At 63.0% G+C, this 18,565-nt stretch carries 16 protein-coding genes; 11 read left to right on the top strand and 5 right to left on the bottom strand.

The genetic code is table 11. The annotated features are described in order from the left end of the window. The first annotated feature begins 150 nt into the window (after positions 1–150). From aroQ to SC318_RS03105, 11 genes are all read left to right on the top strand, one after another. Complete coding sequence (gene aroQ / locus SC318_RS03155) at positions 151–606, top strand: type II 3-dehydroquinate dehydratase (protein ID WP_065951442.1); 456 nt, start codon at positions 151–153, stop codon at positions 604–606. 24 nt (positions 607–630) lie between these two features. After that, positions 631–1,092 carry an acetyl-CoA carboxylase biotin carboxyl carrier protein gene (gene accB / locus SC318_RS03150; RefSeq protein ID WP_012721998.1) on the top strand — a complete coding sequence of 154 codons (462 nt, stop codon included), beginning with the start codon at positions 631–633 and terminating at the stop codon, positions 1,090–1,092. A gap of 17 nt (positions 1,093–1,109) precedes the next feature. Continuing rightward, positions 1,110–2,471: an acetyl-CoA carboxylase biotin carboxylase subunit gene (accC, locus tag SC318_RS03145; protein ID WP_003188188.1), complete on the top strand. Its 1,362-nt coding sequence runs from the start codon at positions 1,110–1,112 to the stop codon at positions 2,469–2,471. 279 nt (positions 2,472–2,750) lie between these two features. Beyond that, positions 2,751–3,629, top strand: a complete 879-nt coding sequence (gene prmA / locus SC318_RS03140) for a 50S ribosomal protein L11 methyltransferase (protein ID WP_320429612.1) — start codon at positions 2,751–2,753, stop codon at positions 3,627–3,629. A 30-nt stretch (positions 3,630–3,659) separates the two neighbouring features. Further along, complete coding sequence (locus SC318_RS03135; RefSeq protein WP_320429611.1) at positions 3,660–4,880, top strand: DUF3426 domain-containing protein; 1,221 nt, start codon at positions 3,660–3,662, stop codon at positions 4,878–4,880. 185 nt (positions 4,881–5,065) lie between these two features. Further along, a complete protein-coding gene (gene dusB, locus SC318_RS03130) occupies positions 5,066–6,079 on the top strand; it encodes a tRNA dihydrouridine synthase DusB (protein WP_306491438.1) in 1,014 nt (337 codons plus the stop codon). Continuing rightward, positions 6,076–6,396: a DNA-binding transcriptional regulator Fis gene (gene fis / locus SC318_RS03125; RefSeq protein ID WP_002555375.1), complete on the top strand. Its 321-nt coding sequence runs from the start codon at positions 6,076–6,078 to the stop codon at positions 6,394–6,396. The genes dusB and fis overlap by 4 nt, the downstream gene beginning before the upstream one ends. 81 nt (positions 6,397–6,477) lie before the next feature. Then, positions 6,478–8,085, top strand: a complete 1,608-nt coding sequence (gene purH / locus SC318_RS03120; RefSeq protein ID WP_320429607.1) for a bifunctional phosphoribosylaminoimidazolecarboxamide formyltransferase/IMP cyclohydrolase — start codon at positions 6,478–6,480, stop codon at positions 8,083–8,085. A 169-nt stretch (positions 8,086–8,254) separates the two neighbouring features. Further along, the gene (gene purD / locus SC318_RS03115; protein WP_306491436.1) at positions 8,255–9,547 is read left to right on the top strand and encodes a phosphoribosylamine--glycine ligase; all 1,293 of its coding nucleotides are present in this window, start codon (positions 8,255–8,257) and stop codon (positions 9,545–9,547) included. Between the two features lie 101 nt (positions 9,548–9,648). Then, positions 9,649–12,420: a hybrid sensor histidine kinase/response regulator gene (locus SC318_RS03110; protein WP_320429606.1), complete on the top strand. Its 2,772-nt coding sequence runs from the start codon at positions 9,649–9,651 to the stop codon at positions 12,418–12,420. A gap of 165 nt (positions 12,421–12,585) precedes the next feature. After that, positions 12,586–13,182: a type III secretion system genes modulator TspR gene (locus tag SC318_RS03105; RefSeq protein WP_003171467.1), complete on the top strand. Its 597-nt coding sequence runs from the start codon at positions 12,586–12,588 to the stop codon at positions 13,180–13,182. Here SC318_RS03105 and SC318_RS03100 read toward each other — a convergent pair. From SC318_RS03100 to cobG, 5 genes are all read right to left on the bottom strand, one after another. Continuing rightward, a complete protein-coding gene (locus SC318_RS03100) occupies positions 13,179–13,958 on the bottom strand; it encodes a hypothetical protein (RefSeq protein WP_320429605.1) in 780 nt (259 codons plus the stop codon). The genes SC318_RS03105 and SC318_RS03100 overlap by 4 nt on opposite strands. A 237-nt stretch (positions 13,959–14,195) precedes the next feature. Next, positions 14,196–15,833 (bottom strand): precorrin-3B C(17)-methyltransferase, encoded by a 1,638-nt coding sequence (gene cobJ, locus SC318_RS03095; RefSeq protein ID WP_320429604.1) that lies wholly within the window; start codon positions 15,831–15,833, stop codon positions 14,196–14,198. Further along, positions 15,833–16,564: a precorrin-2 C(20)-methyltransferase gene (locus tag SC318_RS03090; protein WP_124384920.1), complete on the bottom strand. Its 732-nt coding sequence runs from the start codon at positions 16,562–16,564 to the stop codon at positions 15,833–15,835. The genes cobJ and SC318_RS03090 overlap by 1 nt, the downstream gene beginning before the upstream one ends. After that, positions 16,564–17,190: a precorrin-8X methylmutase gene (locus SC318_RS03085; RefSeq protein WP_306491432.1), complete on the bottom strand. Its 627-nt coding sequence runs from the start codon at positions 17,188–17,190 to the stop codon at positions 16,564–16,566. The genes SC318_RS03090 and SC318_RS03085 overlap by 1 nt, the downstream gene beginning before the upstream one ends. Continuing rightward, positions 17,183–18,529 (bottom strand): precorrin-3B synthase, encoded by a 1,347-nt coding sequence (gene cobG, locus SC318_RS03080; protein WP_320429603.1) that lies wholly within the window; start codon positions 18,527–18,529, stop codon positions 17,183–17,185. Before cobG ends, SC318_RS03085 begins: the two co-directional genes overlap by 8 nt. Between the last annotated feature and the right edge of the window lie 36 nt (positions 18,530–18,565).

Genomic DNA, 18,565 nt, shown 5'->3' with positions numbered 1-18,565 from the left:
TACCAATGACCAGATCCAAGGCCACAGTCACAAATTTTTCGCTATCCTCGCTAATCGTGTTGGCTACTGCATAGAACTGGACAGTCACAAAGGCTTTGCGGCATAGTCGCCGGGTTCTGCCGTACCCCACCCAATAACAAGGAACAGCCGATGGCGACCTTACTGGTTCTTCATGGACCCAACCTGAACCTGCTCGGCACCCGTGAACCGGGCGTCTACGGGGCAGTGACCCTGGATCAGATCAACCTCGATCTGGAACAGCGGGCCCGTGTTGCCGGTCACCATTTGCTCTACCTGCAAAGCAATGCCGAGTATGAGTTGATTGATCGCATCCATGCCGCGCGTGGCGAAGGCGTGGACTTTATTCTGATCAATCCCGCCGCTTTCACGCACACAAGCGTTGCATTACGTGACGCGCTGCTGGCGGTGAGCATCCCATTCATCGAAGTGCATTTATCGAACGTGCACAAACGCGAAGCTTTCCGCCATCACTCTTACTTCTCCGACGTAGCGGTAGGAGTGATCTGCGGCCTTGGCGCCAGCGGTTACCGACTGGCCCTGGAGGCCGCCCTGGAACACGTTGAAGAACAGGCTAAACGCCCCTGACCGACCCTTGGGAGTTGATGATTCATGGATATCCGTAAAGTTAAGAAACTGATCGAACTGCTGGAAGAATCCGGTATCGACGAGCTGGAAATCAAGGAAGGCGAAGAGTCCGTACGGATCAGCCGCCACAGCAAGACCCCGGCTCAACAGTTCTACGCGCCACAGATGCAAGCACCGGCTCCAGCCGCTGCCGCCCCTGCCGCCGCTCCAGCAGCCGCCGCGCCTGCCGCTCCGGCAGCCCCTGCGCTGAACGGTTTCGTGGTCAAGTCGCCTATGGTCGGTACCTTCTACCGCACCCCGGCACCGACCTCGCCAGCCTTCGTTGAAGTGGGCAAGACCGTGAAAGTGGGCGACACCATCTGCATCGTTGAAGCGATGAAGATGATGAACCACATCACCGCTGAAAAAGCCGGCGTCATTGAATCCATCCTGGTAGAAAACGGTCAGCCGGTTGAGTACGACCAGCCGCTGTTCACCATCGTTTGAACCGCGGAGCGCCTTCGATGTTGAAACCTGCGAAGAAACTGCAAAAAGTCCTGATCGCCAACCGCGGCGAGATCGCGCTGCGTATCCTGCGCGCCTGTAAGGAAGAGGGCATCAAGACCGTCGCTGTTTACTCGACGGCCGATACCGAATTGATGCACGTGAAACTGGCGGACGAAAGCATCTGCATCGGCCCGCCACTGGCCACGAACTCGTACCTGAAAGTCTCGAACATCATCGCCGCGGCTGAAGTGACCGGCGCCGATGGTATTCACCCAGGCTACGGCTTCCTTGCCGAAAACGCCGATTTCGCCGAACAGGTGGAAAAATCCGGGTTTGCCTTCATCGGCCCGAAAGCCGAAACCATTCGCCTGATGGGCGACAAGGTATCGGCCAAGGACGCCATGATCGCGGCCGGCGTGCCGACCGTTCCCGGCTCCGACGGCCCGCTGCCTGAAGACGAGGAAACCGCTCTGCGCATTGGTCGCGAAGTCGGTTACCCGGTGATCATCAAGGCCGCCGGTGGCGGTGGTGGTCGCGGCATGCGCGTGGTGCACAAGGAAGAAGACCTGATCGAAGCCGCCAAGCAGACCCGCTCCGAAGCGGGCGCCTGGTTCGGCAACCCGATGGTCTACCTGGAGAAGTACCTGACCAACCCACGTCACGTGGAAGTGCAGGTACTGTCCGACGGCCAGGGCCACGCCATCCACCTGGGCGACCGCGATTGCTCGCTGCAGCGTCGTCACCAGAAGGTATTGGAAGAAGCTCCGGCACCGGGCCTGGACGAGAAGGCTCGCCAGGAAGTCCTGGCACGCTGCGTCAAGGCGTGCATCGACATCAACTACCGTGGCGCCGGTACCTTCGAGTTCCTCTACGAGAACGGCCGTTTCTACTTCATCGAGATGAACACTCGCGTGCAGGTAGAGCACCCGGTTTCGGAGATGGTTACCGGTATCGACATCGTCAAGGAGATGCTCAGCATCGCCGCAGGCAACGTACTGTCCTTCACCCAGGACGACGTGAAGATGCACGGCCACTCCCTGGAGTGCCGGATCAACGCCGAAGACCCGAAAACCTTTATCCCAAGCCCTGGCCTGGTCAAGCATTTCCACGCGCCCGGCGGCAACGGCGTACGTGTGGATTCGCACCTGTACAGCGGCTACAAGGTTCCGTCCAACTACGACTCGCTGATCGGCAAGCTGATCACCTGGGGCGCGACCCGCGACGAGGCCATGGCCCGTATGCGCAACGCCCTGGACGAAATCGTGGTCGACGGCATCAAGACCAACATCCCGCTGCACCGGGACCTGGTTCGTGATGAAGGCTTCTGCGAAGGTGGTGTGAACATTCACTACCTGGAACACAAGCTGGCCAACCAGTAAGTGCTCCACCCAACAAAGCCGCCTTCGGGCGGCTTTGTTGTTTCTGGAACCCCGGCTTACTGGATGTACACAGTTCAAAATGTGGGAGGGGGCTTGCCCCCGATGGCAGTGTGTCAGTCTCAGTGCCTGTAACTGATCCACCGCCATCGGGGGCAAGCCCCCTCCCACATTTGGTCCGTATTCATTCAGTAATGTCGTCTTCTGCTGTTCGCTCGCGTAAACTTGCGCGCTTTCGCAGCCCCACCCCGCTGCACATCCATTTTTTCAAAGGTGCCCGCCATGCCTTGGCTGCAAGTCCGTCTCGCCATCAGCCCAGAACAAGCCGAAACCTACGAAGATGCGTTCCTCGAAGTCGGCGCCGTGTCCGTGACTTTCATGGACGCCGAAGACCAGCCGATCTTCGAACCGGAACTCAACACCACCCCGCTGTGGTCCCATACCCATCTGCTGGCCCTGTTCGAAGACGGCACCGATGCCGCCAGCGTACTGGCCCACATGGAATTGCTCACCGGCGGCCCGCTGCCCGAGCATCACAGCGAAGTGATCGAAGACCAGGATTGGGAGCGCAGTTGGATGGACAACTTCCAGCCCATGCGTTTCGGCCAGCGCCTGTGGATCGTCCCGAGCTGGCACGCCGCCCCGGAGCCGGATGCGGTCAACCTGCTGCTGGACCCGGGCCTGGCGTTCGGCACCGGCACTCACCCCACCACCGCGCTGTGCCTGGAATGGCTGGACGGCCAGGACCTAACCGACAGCAACGTGCTCGACTTTGGCTGCGGCTCGGGAATTCTGGCCATTGCCGCCCTGCTGCTGGGCGCCAAGGAGGCGGTGGGCACCGATATCGACGTGCAGGCGCTGGAAGCTTCCCGCGACAACGCCGGGCGCAACCACATCCCTGAAGGCAAATTCCCCCTCTATCTGCCTGAGGACCTGCCCCAGGTACAGGCCGATGTGCTGGTCGCCAACATTCTTGCTGGGCCCTTGGTGTCGCTGGCGCCGCAGTTGTCGAGCCTGGTCAAGCCTGGCGGGCGCCTGGCGCTGTCGGGCATTCTCGCCGAGCAGGGTGAAGACGTCGCTGCGGCCTACGCCAAGGATTTCGAGCTGGACCCTATCGCCAACCGTGACGGCTGGGTACGCATCAGCGGTCGTCGGCGCTAGAATGAGCGCTTGTCTGAATCGGATGGCCGCATGACCGACAGTTTCGTCACCCAGTGCCCGCATTGCCAAGCACGCTTTCGCGTCAACCACGCTCAGTTGAGCGTGGCCCGTGGCGTGGTGCGCTGCGGCTCGTGCCTGCAGGTCTTCAATGCCGCTCGCCAGTTGCTGGAGCAACGGGCCCAGGCGTCGGCGACGGAAGCTGAACGGCCCACTGCTGCTGAGCCAACGCCTGCGCCGCCGCGTGCAATCAGCCAGAAACAGTGGACAGCCGAAGAACTGGACCTGGACAACCTCGACCTGGACGAAGAGCTGGCCAAGCTCGAGCGCCGCGAGATCCAGCACACCCAGCCCGTTGGCGCGGAACGCCGCCAGCCCGGTACCGACCGTCGGCACAAGGAAGAACCCCTCAGCGCCAGCCGCAATACCGTCAAGGCCGAGGAAGAAAAGTGGGCCGCCAGCCTGTTCAGCGAGCCGCCGCAGGAGCGCGCCCTGCCCGCTGAAGCCGAGCCGGAGCCGAGCGAGCGCACCGAGCCGTCCTTGTCGTTTCACAGCGATGACATCGACGACGAACCACCACTGCGCTCGACGCCCGACGAGGACGACGATCCAGACCCACCGTTTACGCCCCTGACGCCATCGGCGGACGCCATCGATGAGCGCCCGCCCTCGCGACGCAAGCGAGCGCGCACCGAGTCCAGTGCCCACGACGACGTGTTCCAGGACCTGGAGGACGACCCGCTGCACCTGTATGCGCAGAAGCGCCCGTCCGGCCTGGGTCGCCGCCTGATCTGGATCGTGCTGGTGCTGCTCGCCGCCGCCGGCCTGGCCGGCCAGTACATCGCCTATCAATTCGACGAACTGGCCCGCCAGGACGCCTACCGCCCGTGGTTCCAGCAGCTGTGCCCGAAACTGGGCTGCAGCGTGCCATCACGGGTCGATATCGCCCATATCAAGAGCAGCAACCTGGTGGTGCGCAGCCACCCGGAATTCGCCGGCGCGCTGGTGGTGGACGCGATCATCTACAACCGCGCCACCTTCTCCCAGCCCTTCCCGCTGCTGGAGCTGCGCTTTGCCGATCTGAACGGCGGGCTGATCGCCAGTCGGCGCTTCAAGCCCGCCGAGTACCTCAGCGGCGAGTTGGCCGGCGTCAGCGAAATGCCCTCGCAGACACCGATCCACATCTCCCTGGACATCCTCGACCCAGGCAACAAAGCGGTGAATTACAGCCTGAGCTTCCATTCCCCCGAATGAGGCCACGCCGCAACCAGGGTTTGACGGCGGATTATTGACTGCTCAGGCGCCAACCAAACCGATGGCGATTAAAAAATAACTGTTCAGATTTTATCCAATTCAGCCTTTAACCCGTCATCGAGAGCGGGTATCATGCCAACCCTTTTTCGAACTCTAATGATCCGGCCCCACAACAGGGAAGTCCTATGTCGGCGGTACGCATCGGCCCATATACATTGCACAACGGCTTGATCCTCGCCCCGATGGCGGGTGTCACCGACCAGCCCTTTCGTCAGCTCTGCAAACGTTTGGGCGCGGGTCTAGTAGTCTCTGAAATGGTCACCAGCGACATGAGCTTGTGGAACACCCGCAAATCGCGGATGCGCATGATCCACGAAGGTGATCCCGAGCCACGCTCGGTGCAGATCGCCGGCGGTGATGCGCAAATGCTGGCGGACGCGGCCCGGGCCAATGTGGAGTTGGGCGCGCAGATCATTGACATCAACATGGGCTGCCCGGCCAAGAAGGTTTGCAACAAGGCCGCAGGTTCCGCCTTGTTGAAAGATGAGCAGTTGGTTGCCGAGATCCTGCAGGCCGTTGTCGCCGCAGTCGATGTGCCGGTGACGCTGAAGATTCGTACCGGTTGGGACCGGGACAACAAGAATGGCCTGACGGTGGCGAAGATCGCCGAACAGGCAGGTATTGCAGCGCTGGCGGTGCATGGGCGCACCCGCGCCGACCTTTATACCGGGGAAGCCGAGTACGACACGATTGCCGCGATCAAGCAGGCGGTGTCGATGCCGGTGTTTGCCAATGGCGATATCGATTCAGCCGAAAAAGCCCGGCGCGTGCTGCACGCAACCGGTGCCGACGGTTTGTTGATCGGCCGGGCCGCCCAGGGGCGGCCATGGATTTTCCGTGAGATCGAGCATTTTCTGCGTACCGGCGATGTGTTGCCGGCACCGGAGTTGTCCGAGGTGGAACGTATTCTGCTAGAGCATCTGGCCGCCCTGCACGCCTTCTATGGGGATGTGATGGGCGTACGCATTGCTCGCAAGCATGTCGGCTGGTACCTCGCCACCTTGCCGGGCGCCAAGGAATTTCGCGCTCAGTTCAACCGTTTGGATGAAACGCAGGCACAGGTCGCCACCGTTCGTGAGTTCTTCGCCGAACGTGACAAGAGCCTGGGAACAGGGGATGGAGAAGGGGTGGCCGCATGACGATGATGACCGAGACTTTAGTGAGTGGAACAACACCCGTGAGCGACAACGTCAATTTGAAACAGCACCTCAACACGCCGAGCGAAGAAGGCCAGACCCTTCGCGGGAGTGTCGAGAAGGCGCTGCACAATTATTTCGCCCACCTTGAGGGCGCTTCCGTCACGGATGTGTACAACCTGGTGCTCTCCGAAGTCGAGGCGCCCTTGCTCGAAAGCGTGATGAACTACGTCAAGGGCAACCAGACCAAAGCCAGTGAGCTGCTGGGCCTCAACCGTGGCACCTTGCGCAAAAAGCTCAAGCAATACGATTTGCTGTAAGCATTCAATCAAACCAGAAAGGCGCCCGCGTAAAAACGGTCGCCTTTTTTGCTGACTCCTTTGCTTTTGATGGAAATTGAGATGACCGACCAGACTACCCGCCTGCCGATCCGCCGCGCCTTGATCAGTGTTTCCGACAAGACCGGGATCCTCGAATTTGCCCGGGAGCTGGAAGCCCTGGGCGTGGAAATCCTCTCCACGGGCGGGACCTTCAAACTGCTGCAGGACAACGGCGTGGCCGCAGTGGAAGTCGCGGACTACACCGGTTTCGCGGAAATGATGGACGGTCGGGTCAAGACCCTGCACCCGAAAATCCACGGCGGCATCCTCGGCCGTCGCGGTATCGACGACGCCATCATGAACGAGCACGGCATCAAGCCGATCGACCTGGTGGCCGTTAACCTCTACCCGTTCGAAGCCACCATCAACAAGCCAGGCTGCGACCTGCCGACCGCCATCGAAAACATCGATATCGGCGGCCCGACCATGGTTCGCTCGGCGGCCAAGAACCACAAAGACGTGGCCATCGTGGTCAACGCCAGCGACTACGCCCAGGTGCTCGAAAGCCTCAAGGCCGGCGGCCTGACCTACGCCCAGCGTTTCGACCTGATGCTCAAGGCATTCGAACACACCGCGGCCTACGACGGCATGATCGCCAACTACATGGGCACTGTGAACCAGGCCGCCGACACCCTGAGCACAGAAGGCCGCAGCCAGTTCCCGCGCACCTTCAACAGCCAGTTCATCAAGGCTCAGGAAATGCGCTACGGCGAGAACCCGCACCAGAGCGCGGCGTTCTACGTTGAGGCCAAACCTGCCGAAGTGGGCATCGCCACCGCGACCCAGCTGCAAGGCAAGGAGCTGTCCTACAACAACGTGGCCGACACCGACGCCGCGCTGGAATGCGTGAAGAGCTTCGTCAAGCCGGCCTGCGTGATCGTCAAGCACGCCAACCCGTGCGGCGTGGCGGTGAGCCCGGACGCTGAAGGCGGGATCCGCCAGGCCTACGAACTGGCCTACGCCACCGACACCGAATCGGCATTCGGCGGCATCATCGCCTTCAACCGTGAACTGGACGCCGAGACGGCCAAGGCCATCGTCGAGCGTCAGTTCGTTGAAGTGATCATTGCGCCAAGCGTCAGTGAAGAGGCTCGCGCCATCGTTGCTGCCAAAGCCAACGTACGCCTGCTGGCCTGCGGCGAATGGTCGGCCGACCGCGCCGCTGCCTGGGACTACAAGCGCGTCAATGGCGGCCTGCTGGTACAGAGCCGCGACATCGGCATGATCGGCAGCGACGACTTGAAAGTCGTGACCAAGCGCGCCCCGACCGAGCAAGAGATCAACGACCTGATCTTCGCCTGGAAAGTGGCCAAGTACGTTAAATCCAACGCCATCGTCTACGCCAAGAACCGCCAGACCATCGGCGTCGGCGCCGGCCAGATGAGCCGCGTGAACTCGGCCCGTATCGCCGCGATCAAGGCTGAACACGCCGGCTTGCAGGTGGCAGGTTCGGTCATGGCTTCCGACGCGTTCTTCCCGTTCCGTGACGGTTTGGACAACGCCGCGAAAGCCGGCGTGACCGCCGTGATCCAACCGGGTGGCTCGATGCGTGATGCTGAAGTGATTGCAGCGGCTGACGAAGCTGGCATCGCCATGGTCTTCACCGGCATGCGCCACTTCCGTCACTAAAGTGGAGCGGCAAGGGTCAAGCTGCAAGCGGCAAGTAAAAGCAGGACGGTGTTGCTTTTACGCTCACTTGCAGCATCTTTAATTCAAAGCTGGAGCTGCACTTTGGAGCGCTGAAGATCGCTTCTAACTTGCAGCTTGTGGCTTGTAACTTCCTCCGAAGGAGTCTGACTTGAACGTCCTCATCATTGGCAGCGGTGGCCGCGAACACGCCCTGGCCTGGAAAGTTGCCCAGGACCCACGCGTCCAGAAAGTCTTCGTGGCCCCCGGCAACGCCGGTACCGCCATTGAAGCCAAGTGCGAAAACGTCGCGATCGACGTACTGGCGCTGGAGCAGTTGGCAGACTTTGCCGAGAAGAATGTTTCACTGACCATCGTCGGCCCGGAAGTGCCGCTGGTGGCGGGCGTCGTGGACCTGTTCCGCAGCCGTGGCCTGGATTGCTTCGGCCCGACCGCAGGCGCCGCTCAGCTGGAAGGTTCGAAAGCCTTCACCAAGGATTTCCTGGCGCGCCACAAGATCCCGACGGCCGACTACCAGAACTTCACCGAGATCGAGCCGGCCCTGGCTTATCTGCGTGAAAAAGGCGCGCCGATCGTGATCAAGGCCGATGGCCTGGCCGCCGGCAAAGGCGTGATCGTCGCCATGACCCTGCAGGAAGCCGAGGACGCCGTGCGCGACATGCTCGCCGGCAATGCCTTTGGTGATGCCGGTTCGCGCGTGGTGATCGAGGAATTCCTCGACGGCGAAGAAGCCAGCTTCATCGTCATGGTCGACGGCAAGAACGTACTGCCCATGGCCACCAGCCAGGACCACAAACGCGTCGGCAACGGCGACAGCGGCCCGAACACCGGCGGCATGGGCGCTTATTCCCCGGCACCGGTGGTCACCGCCCAGGTGCACCAACGCGTCATGGACCTGGTGATCTGGCCGACCGTGCGCGGCATGGCCGACGAAGGCAACGTCTACACCGGTTTCCTCTACGCCGGCCTGATGATCGACAAAGCCGGCAACCCGAAAGTCATCGAGTTCAACTGCCGCTTCGGTGACCCGGAAACCCAACCTGTCATGCTGCGTTTGCAGTCGAGCCTGGTGCTGCTGGTGGAAGCCGCGCTGGCCCAGGCCCTGGACAAGGTCGAAGCACAGTGGGACCCACGTCCAAGCGTCGGTATCGTGCTGGCGGCCGGTGGTTACCCTGCCGATTACGCCAAGGGCGATGTGATCGAAGGCCTGGAAGCGGCCGCGGCGCTGGAAGGCAAGGTGTTTCATGCGGGCACTGCGCTGAAGGATGGCAACGTCGTCACCGCCGGTGGCCGCGTGCTGTGCGCCACCGCGATGGGCGCCAGTGTCGACGCCGCGCAGCAACAGGCGTACAAGCTGGCCGCGAAGATCGACTGGAAAGGCTGCTTCTATCGCACCGACATCGGCTACCGCGCCATTGCCCGTGAACGTGGCGAGAGCAACTGAGTAGCTATCCGTTCGGGTAGGTAAGGGCCTCTGGCCCTTGCCGTACTCATGCCGCCCCGCGCATAGTTAACCCGTGCATTCACCTACGAAGGGACTTCGCCGTGCGCTGGCTCAGGATCGCCATAGCTTTTACCGTCAGCCTGCTGACCCTGCTCTGTCTGGCCCCGGCTCAAGCCGCTGCGCAAGGCAGTGGTTGGGCAGTATTGCTCGATGAACAGGCAGACCTGCAACTGAGCGATATCCGCTCCTCGCGCTACACCAATCAATTCAGCCCCATCGAACTGGACCGCATTACCGCCGCGCAGCCGGACGGTGCGTTGTGGGTACGCTTCAAGCTGCAACCGGGCAAGCATGAACAAGTGCTGCGCATATTTGCGCCAGACCTGGCGCACCTGAGTCTCTACGTGCTGGACGGCGATACCCTGGTGGAGCAGCAAACCACCGGCACGCGCCAGCCCCAGGCCAACCGCCCGTTGCCCAGCAGTGACTTCATGCTGCCCATGCCACAGAGCCAGCGCCCGCTCGACGTTTACCTGCGCCTGGTGTCGGAGCACGAGCTGCGCCCTTACATCACCCTGGAACCGGCCGTGCTGGCCGCCGCCAATCAGAACCAGACGCTGGTCTACGGCCTGCTCTTCGGCGTGCTGCTGATGCTGATCCTGCATAACCTGACGCGCTTCGCCTACCACCGCTCGCGCAGCAGCCTGTGGCTGGCCGCCTGCGAATGCCTGCTGCTGCTCAGCCTGGCATTGCTGCTCAACGTGATGGGCCCGTGGCTGCCGAACTGGCACGCGTTGCAAACCCCCGGTGCCTACCTCGCACTGCTGCTGACCGCTCCGTGCGGGCTGATGTTTGCCTATCGCTTCTTCATGCCCCTGGGCCCGCACCCGCTGAACAAGCTGCTGATGGCCGACATTCTGTTGATCGTGCTGTGCGGCCTGCTGCTGCTGTTCGTCAACACCCTGCCGCTGAACATCATCACCTATGCCCTGGTGGCGCTGGCCGGCCTGAGCATGCTGTTTGTCTCGGCCTATCACTGGCAGAAAGGCTACCGCCCGGCGCGCCTGTTCGTGGCGGGGATGGTGGTGTTCAACATCGGCACGCTGATCATTCTGCCCGCCCTGCTCGGCCTCACGCTGGTGGCGCCGCAAGGCCTGATCGTGACCTTGCTCAGCTTTATCTGCCTCAGCGGTCTGTTGATGAGCCTGGCCCTCGGCGAGCGCCAGCGCGCCATTGTCGAGACCCGCTTCAGCCTCAGCCGCGACCTGGCCGCGAGCAATGCCGAAATCGCCGCCAAGGCCGAATTCCTGGCCAAGATCAGCCACGAAATCCGTACCCCCATGAACGGCGTGCTGGGCATGACCGAGTTGCTGCTGGGTACGCCGTTGTCGGTGAAACAACGCGACTACGTGCAGACCATCCACAGCGCCGGTAACGAGTTGCTCACGCTGATCAATGAAATTCTCGACATCTCGAAGCTCGAATCGGGGCAGATCGAACTCGATGATGTGCAGTTCGACCTCAACGCGCTGATCGACGACTGCCTGAGCATCTTCCGCGCCAAGGCCGAGCAGCAGAATGTCGAACTGATCAGCTTTATCCAGCCCCAGGTGCCGCGCGTGATCAGCGGTGATCCGACACGCCTGCGTCAGGCCTTGTTGAGCCTGCTGGAAAACGCCCTGCACAAGACCGACGAAGGCGAAGTGCTGATCGTCGTGGCCCTCGACGAACGCAGCGCCAAGCCACGCCTGCGCATCGCGGTACAAGACAGCGGCGTACCGATGGAAGCCGCCGAGCGCGACGCCCTGCTGCACAGCGAACTGCACAGCAAGAACTTCCTCTCGGCGACCCGCTTGAGCGGCCACCTGGGCCTGGTGATCGCGCGTCAGTTGATCCTGTTGATGAACGGCGAATTCGGTATCAAAAGCGGCAGCCACCAGGGCAGCACCCTGTGGCTGACCCTGCCGCTGGACCCGGAGCGCCTCGAACACCCGACCTCCGACCTCGACGGCCCGCTCAAGGACGCACGCGTGCTGGTGGTGGACGACAACGACACCTGCCGCAAGGTGTTGTTGCAGCAATGCTCGGCCTGGGGCCTGAACGTCAGCGCCGTGGCATCGGGCAAAGAGGCCCTGGCCCTGCTGCGCACCAAGGCGCACCTGCGCGATTATTTCGACGTGGTGCTGCTGGACCAGAACATGCCCGGCATGACCGGCATGCAACTGGCGGCGAAAATCAAGGAAGACCCGAGCCTGAACCACGACATCCTGCTGATCATGCTCACGGGCATCAGCAATGCGCCGAGCAAGATCATCGCGCGCAACTGCGGGATCAAGCGCATCCTCGCCAAACCAGTGGCCGGCTATACCCTCAAGACCACCCTGGCCGACGAGCTGACCCAACGCAGCAAGGGCGTGACCCACCCTCGGCCCGTCCCCGTCGCGCCGGCAGCGATTACGGTGCCCAGCGACTTCCGCATCCTGGTGGCCGAAGACAACAGCATCTCCACCAAAGTGATACGCGGCATGCTCGGCAAGCTCAACCTCAACCCCGACACCGCCAGCAACGGCGAAGAAGCGTTGGAGGCGATGAAAGCCCAGCGCTATGACCTGGTGTTGATGGACTGTGAAATGCCGATCCTCGATGGTTTCTCCGCCACCCAGCAGCTACGCGCCTGGGAAGTCAGCCACCAACGTGTGCGCACACCGGTGGTGGCGCTGACCGCGCACATCCTCTCGGAACACAAGGAGCGCGCGCGCCAGGCCGGGATGGACGGGCACATGGCCAAGCCGGTGGAGCTGTCGCAGCTGCGTGAGCTGGTGGAGTTCTGGGTAGCGCAGCGCCAACAGCGGCCCGAACACGCCCCCTCCTGACTTGGAATGCGATCAAATGTGGGAGGGGGCTTGCCCCCGATTGCAGTGTGTCAGGCTCAGTACCTGTAACTGACAAACCGCTACCGGGGGCAAGCCCCCTCCCACATTTGTGTCATGTCGCCTGTTAGACTCTCGACACCTCTTCTACTGCCACGAGCCGCCCTCATGCTCCACGTGTTATTCAGCGTTTACCTGAAGATGCTGGTGCTCTATAGCCCGTTCTTCGTGCTGTCCTGCTTTATCAGCCTGACCCGTGGCTACTCCAGCAAGGAGCGGCGACGCCTGGCCTGGAAAGTCGCACTGGCGACGCTGGTGTCGAGCGTGCTGCTGTACCTGTTCGGCCGGGTGATTTTCAGTGTGTTCGGCATCACCGTGGACGCGTTCCGCATCGGTGCCGGCAGCGTGCTGTTTATCTCGGCCCTGGGCATGGCCCAAGGCAAGTCGGCGGTGCAGACCGATAACGTGCAGCAGGACGTGACCATCGTGCCGCTGACCATCCCGCTGACGGTCGGCCCCGGCACCATCGGTGCGCTGCTGGTGATGGGCGTGAGCCAGCCCCATTGGGACGACAAGCTCACCGCCATCCTCAGTATCGCGCTGGCCAGCCTCACCGTGGGCGTGGTGCTGTACCTGTCCAATCGGATCGAACGGATTCTCGGCGACCAGGGCTTGCAGATTGTCAGCCGGTTGATGGGCTTGTTTGTGTGCGCCCTGGCCGCGCAAATTATTTTTACCGGGGTCCGCGGCTATCTGGTGCCCTAGATCCGGTACTTGGCAATGGCCGACTGCACTTTGTCACCCGCGCTGTCGCGCATCAATTGCAGGGTCTTTTCGTTGACCACCGAGGTATTCAGCACCAGGCAGGTCTGCCCGCTGAAGGCCTCGAACGATGAACTGTCCCACTCGAGAAACGGCAAACCCACCTGTTTGCCCACGCCATGGCTGCTGTAGGTCACCAGCACCATCGTGACTTCGCCATTGGTTTCAGCGCAGGACGCCACGCCGAAGTCGCCGCCCTCGTGCAAGCTGCTGTTGCGCTTGAACAGATCCAGACACGCCGGCTGCTGCTTCAAGGCTTCCAACGCATCCGCCGCCAGTTTCGGCAGCATGCCGAGCAACGGCCCCGACAACGACATCGAGGCGAGCAGCGCGCTGATGATGTTGAGTGCCGCCAGTTGCACCGTCAGGCCTTTGCCCGAGCGCGAAACCCGCTCGAAGCAACTGCGCATCGGCAGCCAGCCCAAGCTGGTCATCACGTTGATAAATTCGTTGTACCAGGCCTCCGTGCCCCGGCGAATGTTCAGTACATCGCTCACATAACTGCTGGCCAACAGGTAGCTCTTGCGGACGTACTCGCGGTTAAGCCCGGAGAGTCCCTCGGCAAAAGAAATCACGCCGTTGTTGACCACCGCCGCATTGCAGTCATCTTCGGTGTCCAGCGCCAGAGCCGCAGGCGTTGCGGGTGCGCCCGGCAATTTGTAGGCGGCAATCAGCTTGCGCCTCTTTTTACTATTGATCCTTCGATGATGTCGCTCCATTTCCAATTCTCCACGTTCACCCCGACTCGGGGCTTGCAACCACACTAGTCCACCCACCGCCAGGCTTTCCAGGCGACAAACATGCCTTGGGCCAGCCAATCAAAACGCAGCGCCCAGCAGCGGCGCGGCATCAAGGGAGGGCTTCGTGGTTTCGACGTAAAAAAAAGAAAAAGCCCCGAACGACCGCAGGAGAATCCTTGAGTCATTCGGAGCTTTCCGGCCGTCGCCTCGGCGTTTTCAGGAGGCGGGTTTTTCGCCGTACCAGCGCGGCGTGTATACCCACTCCCCGCCACCGGCACGCGCAAAGGTGCAGGTGGTGGACGAGCCGATCAGCACCATGGTGCGCATGTCCACCTGATCCGAGGTGAGCTGCCCCAACGTGGTGACGCGCAATGTCTGGCCGGGACGACCGATATCACGGCCCAGCACCACCGGTGTTTCAGGGGTGCGGTGCTGCGCGACAATCTCCAGCGCACGCCCCAGTTGCCACGGCCGTGCGCGGGAAATCGGGTTGTAGAACGCCAACGCCAGGTCGGCCTGGGACGCAAGGTCCAGGCGCTTTTCGATGATCGACCACGGTTTGAGGTTGTCCGACAGCGACATCACACAAAAATCATGCCCCAGCGGCGCGCCGGCCTGGGCAGCAGTGGCCAGTGAAGCCGAGACGCCGGGCAGGATCTGCAAGTCGACCTGGTGCCACGCGGGGTCGCTGGACTCATGCAACGCCTCGATCACCGCAGCGGCCATGGCGAACACACCCGGGTCGCCGGACGACACCACCACCACCGAGCGCCCTTGGGCCGCCAGTTCGAAGGCGTGGCGGGCGCGCTGCATTTCTTCGCGGTTGTCGGTGCAGTGCTGCACCTGGTCATCACGGAACGGCCCGGCCATGCGCACGTAGGTTTCATAGCCCAGCACATCGGTGCAACGCGCCAACTCGGCCTTGACGGCCGGCACCATCAATTCAGCGGCGCCAGGGCCCAGGCCGATCACGGCGAGGCGCCCGCGTGGGCGGCCTACCTGTGACAGGTCCAACGGCTGCTCGGCCACACGGATGGAAATGTCCGCAGGCGGCGCAAGCGGGGCAAACCGCAGCGGTACGCCCAACTCCAGCGCGGCCTCATGCAACGACGCCTCGGCCATCTGCAGGTCGCTCGCCAGCAGGCACGCCAACGATTGCACGGCAATGCCCGCTTCGTTCAAGGCCGTGCGTACACGGGCCGCCAGATGCTCACCCGGCTTGCAGGTGGCGCACACCGTCTTGGGGTAAATCAGCAATTCGTTGGCGGCGGGCGCACGCTCGGCACTGCCGACATGGATCGCCAGGCGGGCGTGGGGGTCCTGCGGCAGGTTGGCCTGGTCCAGCCAGGGCGCCGCGCCTTCGATGCGCACGCTTTCACCGGCCAGCAGGTCCGAGACAAAGCGCTTGCCCAGTTCCAGGTCCGCCAATGCATAGCCCTGGGGCGGGTTGAGCAGGCAGGTGCCGAAGCGCAACTCGCCGCTGGTGGTGATCGCCGCCGCCACGCCCAGCGCAGCGGCAATGTCCCGCGCCATCACGTTCACGCCGCCCAGGCCACCCAGCAGTGGCACCACGGCGCTGCCGTCTTCGGCGACGGCCAGCACTGCCGGCTCCTCACCTTTTTCGAGCAACAGCGGCGCGAGGGTACGAATGACAATGCCGGCGGCGCACAGCGCAATCAGCGGCGTGCCCTGCTGGTAGAGCTGGCGCAGCGTGGCGCCGAATTCGCTGTAGCTGTGGTCTGCCCCTTCAACCCGACCGTCCAGGCCGTGGATCAGCGCAGCCGGGTAAAGCTGCTGGATCCGGCGCGCGGTTGCCAGGCTGCCCTGGCCCAGAATGACAATCGCCGGGCTCATCAACCTTGCCACCGTTCACCGGGCACGATGATCAACGAGAAATACGGCGACGACATCGGCTCCACCTGATCCAGGGGCACGATCTTCTGGTTGGCCATGGTGGCGCGCTCCACGTACAGCGCACGCCCGGCCAGGCCGAGTTCTTCCAACACCTGGCGCACCTTGGGGAAGTTGCGCCCCAGTTTCATGATCACCGCCGCATCCGCGTCGGCCAGCCGCCGCTTGAGGTCATCGTGGGGCAGCACGCCCGACAGCACCGACAGGCTCTGATTGCGATACACCAGCGGCGCGCCCAGTACCGAAGCGCCGCCGAGCATCGAGCACACGCCTGGAATCACTTGCGCTTCATAGCGCTCGGCGAGGCGGTCGTGCAGGTACATGTAGGAGCCGTAGAAGAACGGGTCGCCTTCGCAGATCACCGCCACATCGCGGCCCGCATCCAGGTGCGCGGCCACGTCGACGCTGGCCGTGTCGTAGAAATCGCTGATCACTTGCTCATAGGACAGCGGTGCCGGCAGCGCTTCGGTGGTCACCGGGTACACCAGCGGCATCAGGGTTTGCTGGGGCACCAGATGGTCTTCGATGATGCCGAAGGCATTACCCTTCTTGCCCTTGGCCACGAAGTACGCCACCACCGGCGACTCGCGCAGCAGGCGCAGCGCCTTGAGGGTGATCAGTTCCGGGTCGCCGGGGCCCACGCCCAGGCCGATCAGGCGTCCGCGTGCGTGCATTATTCAACCTCCGTGGCGAGCGCATTGACGGCGGCGGCGGCCATGGCGCTGCCACCCAGGCGGCCCTGCATGATCACGAACGGCACGCCGCGACTGTCGGCGGCGAGCATCGCCTTGGATTCGGCGGCACCGACAAAGCCCACCGGAAAGCCCAGGATCAGCGCCGGTTTCGGCGCGCCGGCATCAAGCATTTCCAACAGGTAGAACAAAGCGGTCGGTGCGTTGCCGATCACCACCACGCTGCCGGCCAGGTGCGGGCGCCACAGCTCCAGGGCCGCCGCGGAACGTGTATTGCCCAGCTCCCGCGCCAGCTCCGGCACGCTGTCGTCGCGCAGGGTGCAGATCACCGGGTTGTTGGCGGGCAGGCGCGCACGGGTCACGCCTTCGGAGACCATCCGCGCGTCGCACAGAATCGGCGCGCCGGCCGCCAGCGCTTCGCGCCCGGCCTTGCCTGCGCCCTCGGAAAACTGCAGGCCGTCGATGGCCTCGACCATGCCGCAGGCATGAATCACCCGCACCGCGAGTTTTTCCAGATCAGCCGGGATGCGCTCCAACCTGGCTTCCGCGCGAATAATGGCGAAGGAGTTGCGGTAGATCTCCTGACCGTCGCGGATGTAATCAATCATCGGTGTTGCTCCGTGGGCGAGCGCGCAGCAAGGCGCCCGTCGCTTCAATAGAAAGGGTGCGCGCGTGCAGCCGGCCAAAACCTGGATGGGCTGCGTCGCGAAAATAGAGGTCGTAGTGGCCGGGACTCACCGCCAGCAAGGTCACCGGCGCGGTGTGCGCAGCGGCGCAGGAGCGCGGGCAACCGGACAGGTGAACGGCGTGGCCAGGTTGCAGGGCGGCCAACTGCCGGGCGTCGGCCTTGGTGTCCGCCAGGCCTTTGCCGCAGCCGCTGGAACCGGTGCAAGCGATCATGTGCGCCAGGGGTTGGTCGGCGGCGCAGAGAAAGCCCAATTGGGTTAATTGCTCGATCACCACATCGGGCTGGGTGAGGTTGGGCAGCAACAGGCCTTGCCAGGGAGTGAAACGCAAGGTGGCGTCGCCATGCTCGCCGGCAAGTTGCGCGGCGCCCTTGAGCATCGCCGGGTTCAGGCGGCCCAGGGGGGCGACGGCGGCGACATAGAACAGGTCTTGCTGGTGCTGTGGATAACTGCCCAGGTGGCCCGCCGCACTGCTGGCCGGGCGTTTGAACCCGTCCGCCGGCAGTAGCGGCACCTTCAGGCAGCTCATTAACTTATCCACAGCCAGGTGGCGCATGCGCGTTTGTTCCGGCGTGGCCAGGTCGAGAAAGGCTTCCAGCACCGCCACCACCAGCGCATGGCCCTGGTCCAGGCGCACAGCGGCCAGCGGCGCATCTCGCCCAGGACAACCGGCCAGGCCGAACGCCAGCAGGGTTTCACCGGCCTGCTCGAAGGCTGATAGCCACAGGTCGTGATGATGCTCCAGCATCGCCAAGGCTTCGAAGCCATCCAGTTGCACGGCGAACTTGGCCGACAGTTCATGAAAGCGCGGATGGTTTTCCAGGGTGGCGAGGATCTGCCCGGCCAGTGGGCGGGTGTCGAACAGCATCTGTGGGTCGATGCCGGCGCTGGGGCTGAGCATCAGGTTGCGCACGTCATCGCCGGCCGCGTGGCTCGGGCCGAGGCCTGCGGCGAGCAGCATCGCGATGAGGGCGTCCTGCTCGGTGCCGATCCCGCGAATCTGCAGGTTGGCGCGGTTGGTCGCCTCGATCACCCCGCCCGCGTAAGCCTGGGCAGCGTCCGCCACGGCGTTGGCCTGGGCTGCGCTGATGGCGCCACCGGCCAATTTGATCCGACAGATGCCGCCGTCCAGCGCCTGGACGATACGCAACAACCCCGGACAAGCCGAGGGGCGCAAGGTATTCAGAGCGGGCGTTGGGTTCACGGGGCTACCGGTTGACGGGTAAAGGCGCGGTATTATGCCTGCTTTGTCCGACGGCATGAAAAGCCTGCCCGTCGGATGTCGTTCAAGGAATTG

The sequence above is a fragment of the Pseudomonas sp. MUP55 genome, from assembly GCF_034043515.1.
In the GTDB taxonomy this organism is placed as follows: domain Bacteria; phylum Pseudomonadota; class Gammaproteobacteria; order Pseudomonadales; family Pseudomonadaceae; genus Aquipseudomonas.
Note: the sequence above shows the minus strand (reverse complement) of the source record. Positions and strands in the feature narration are given on the sequence as shown.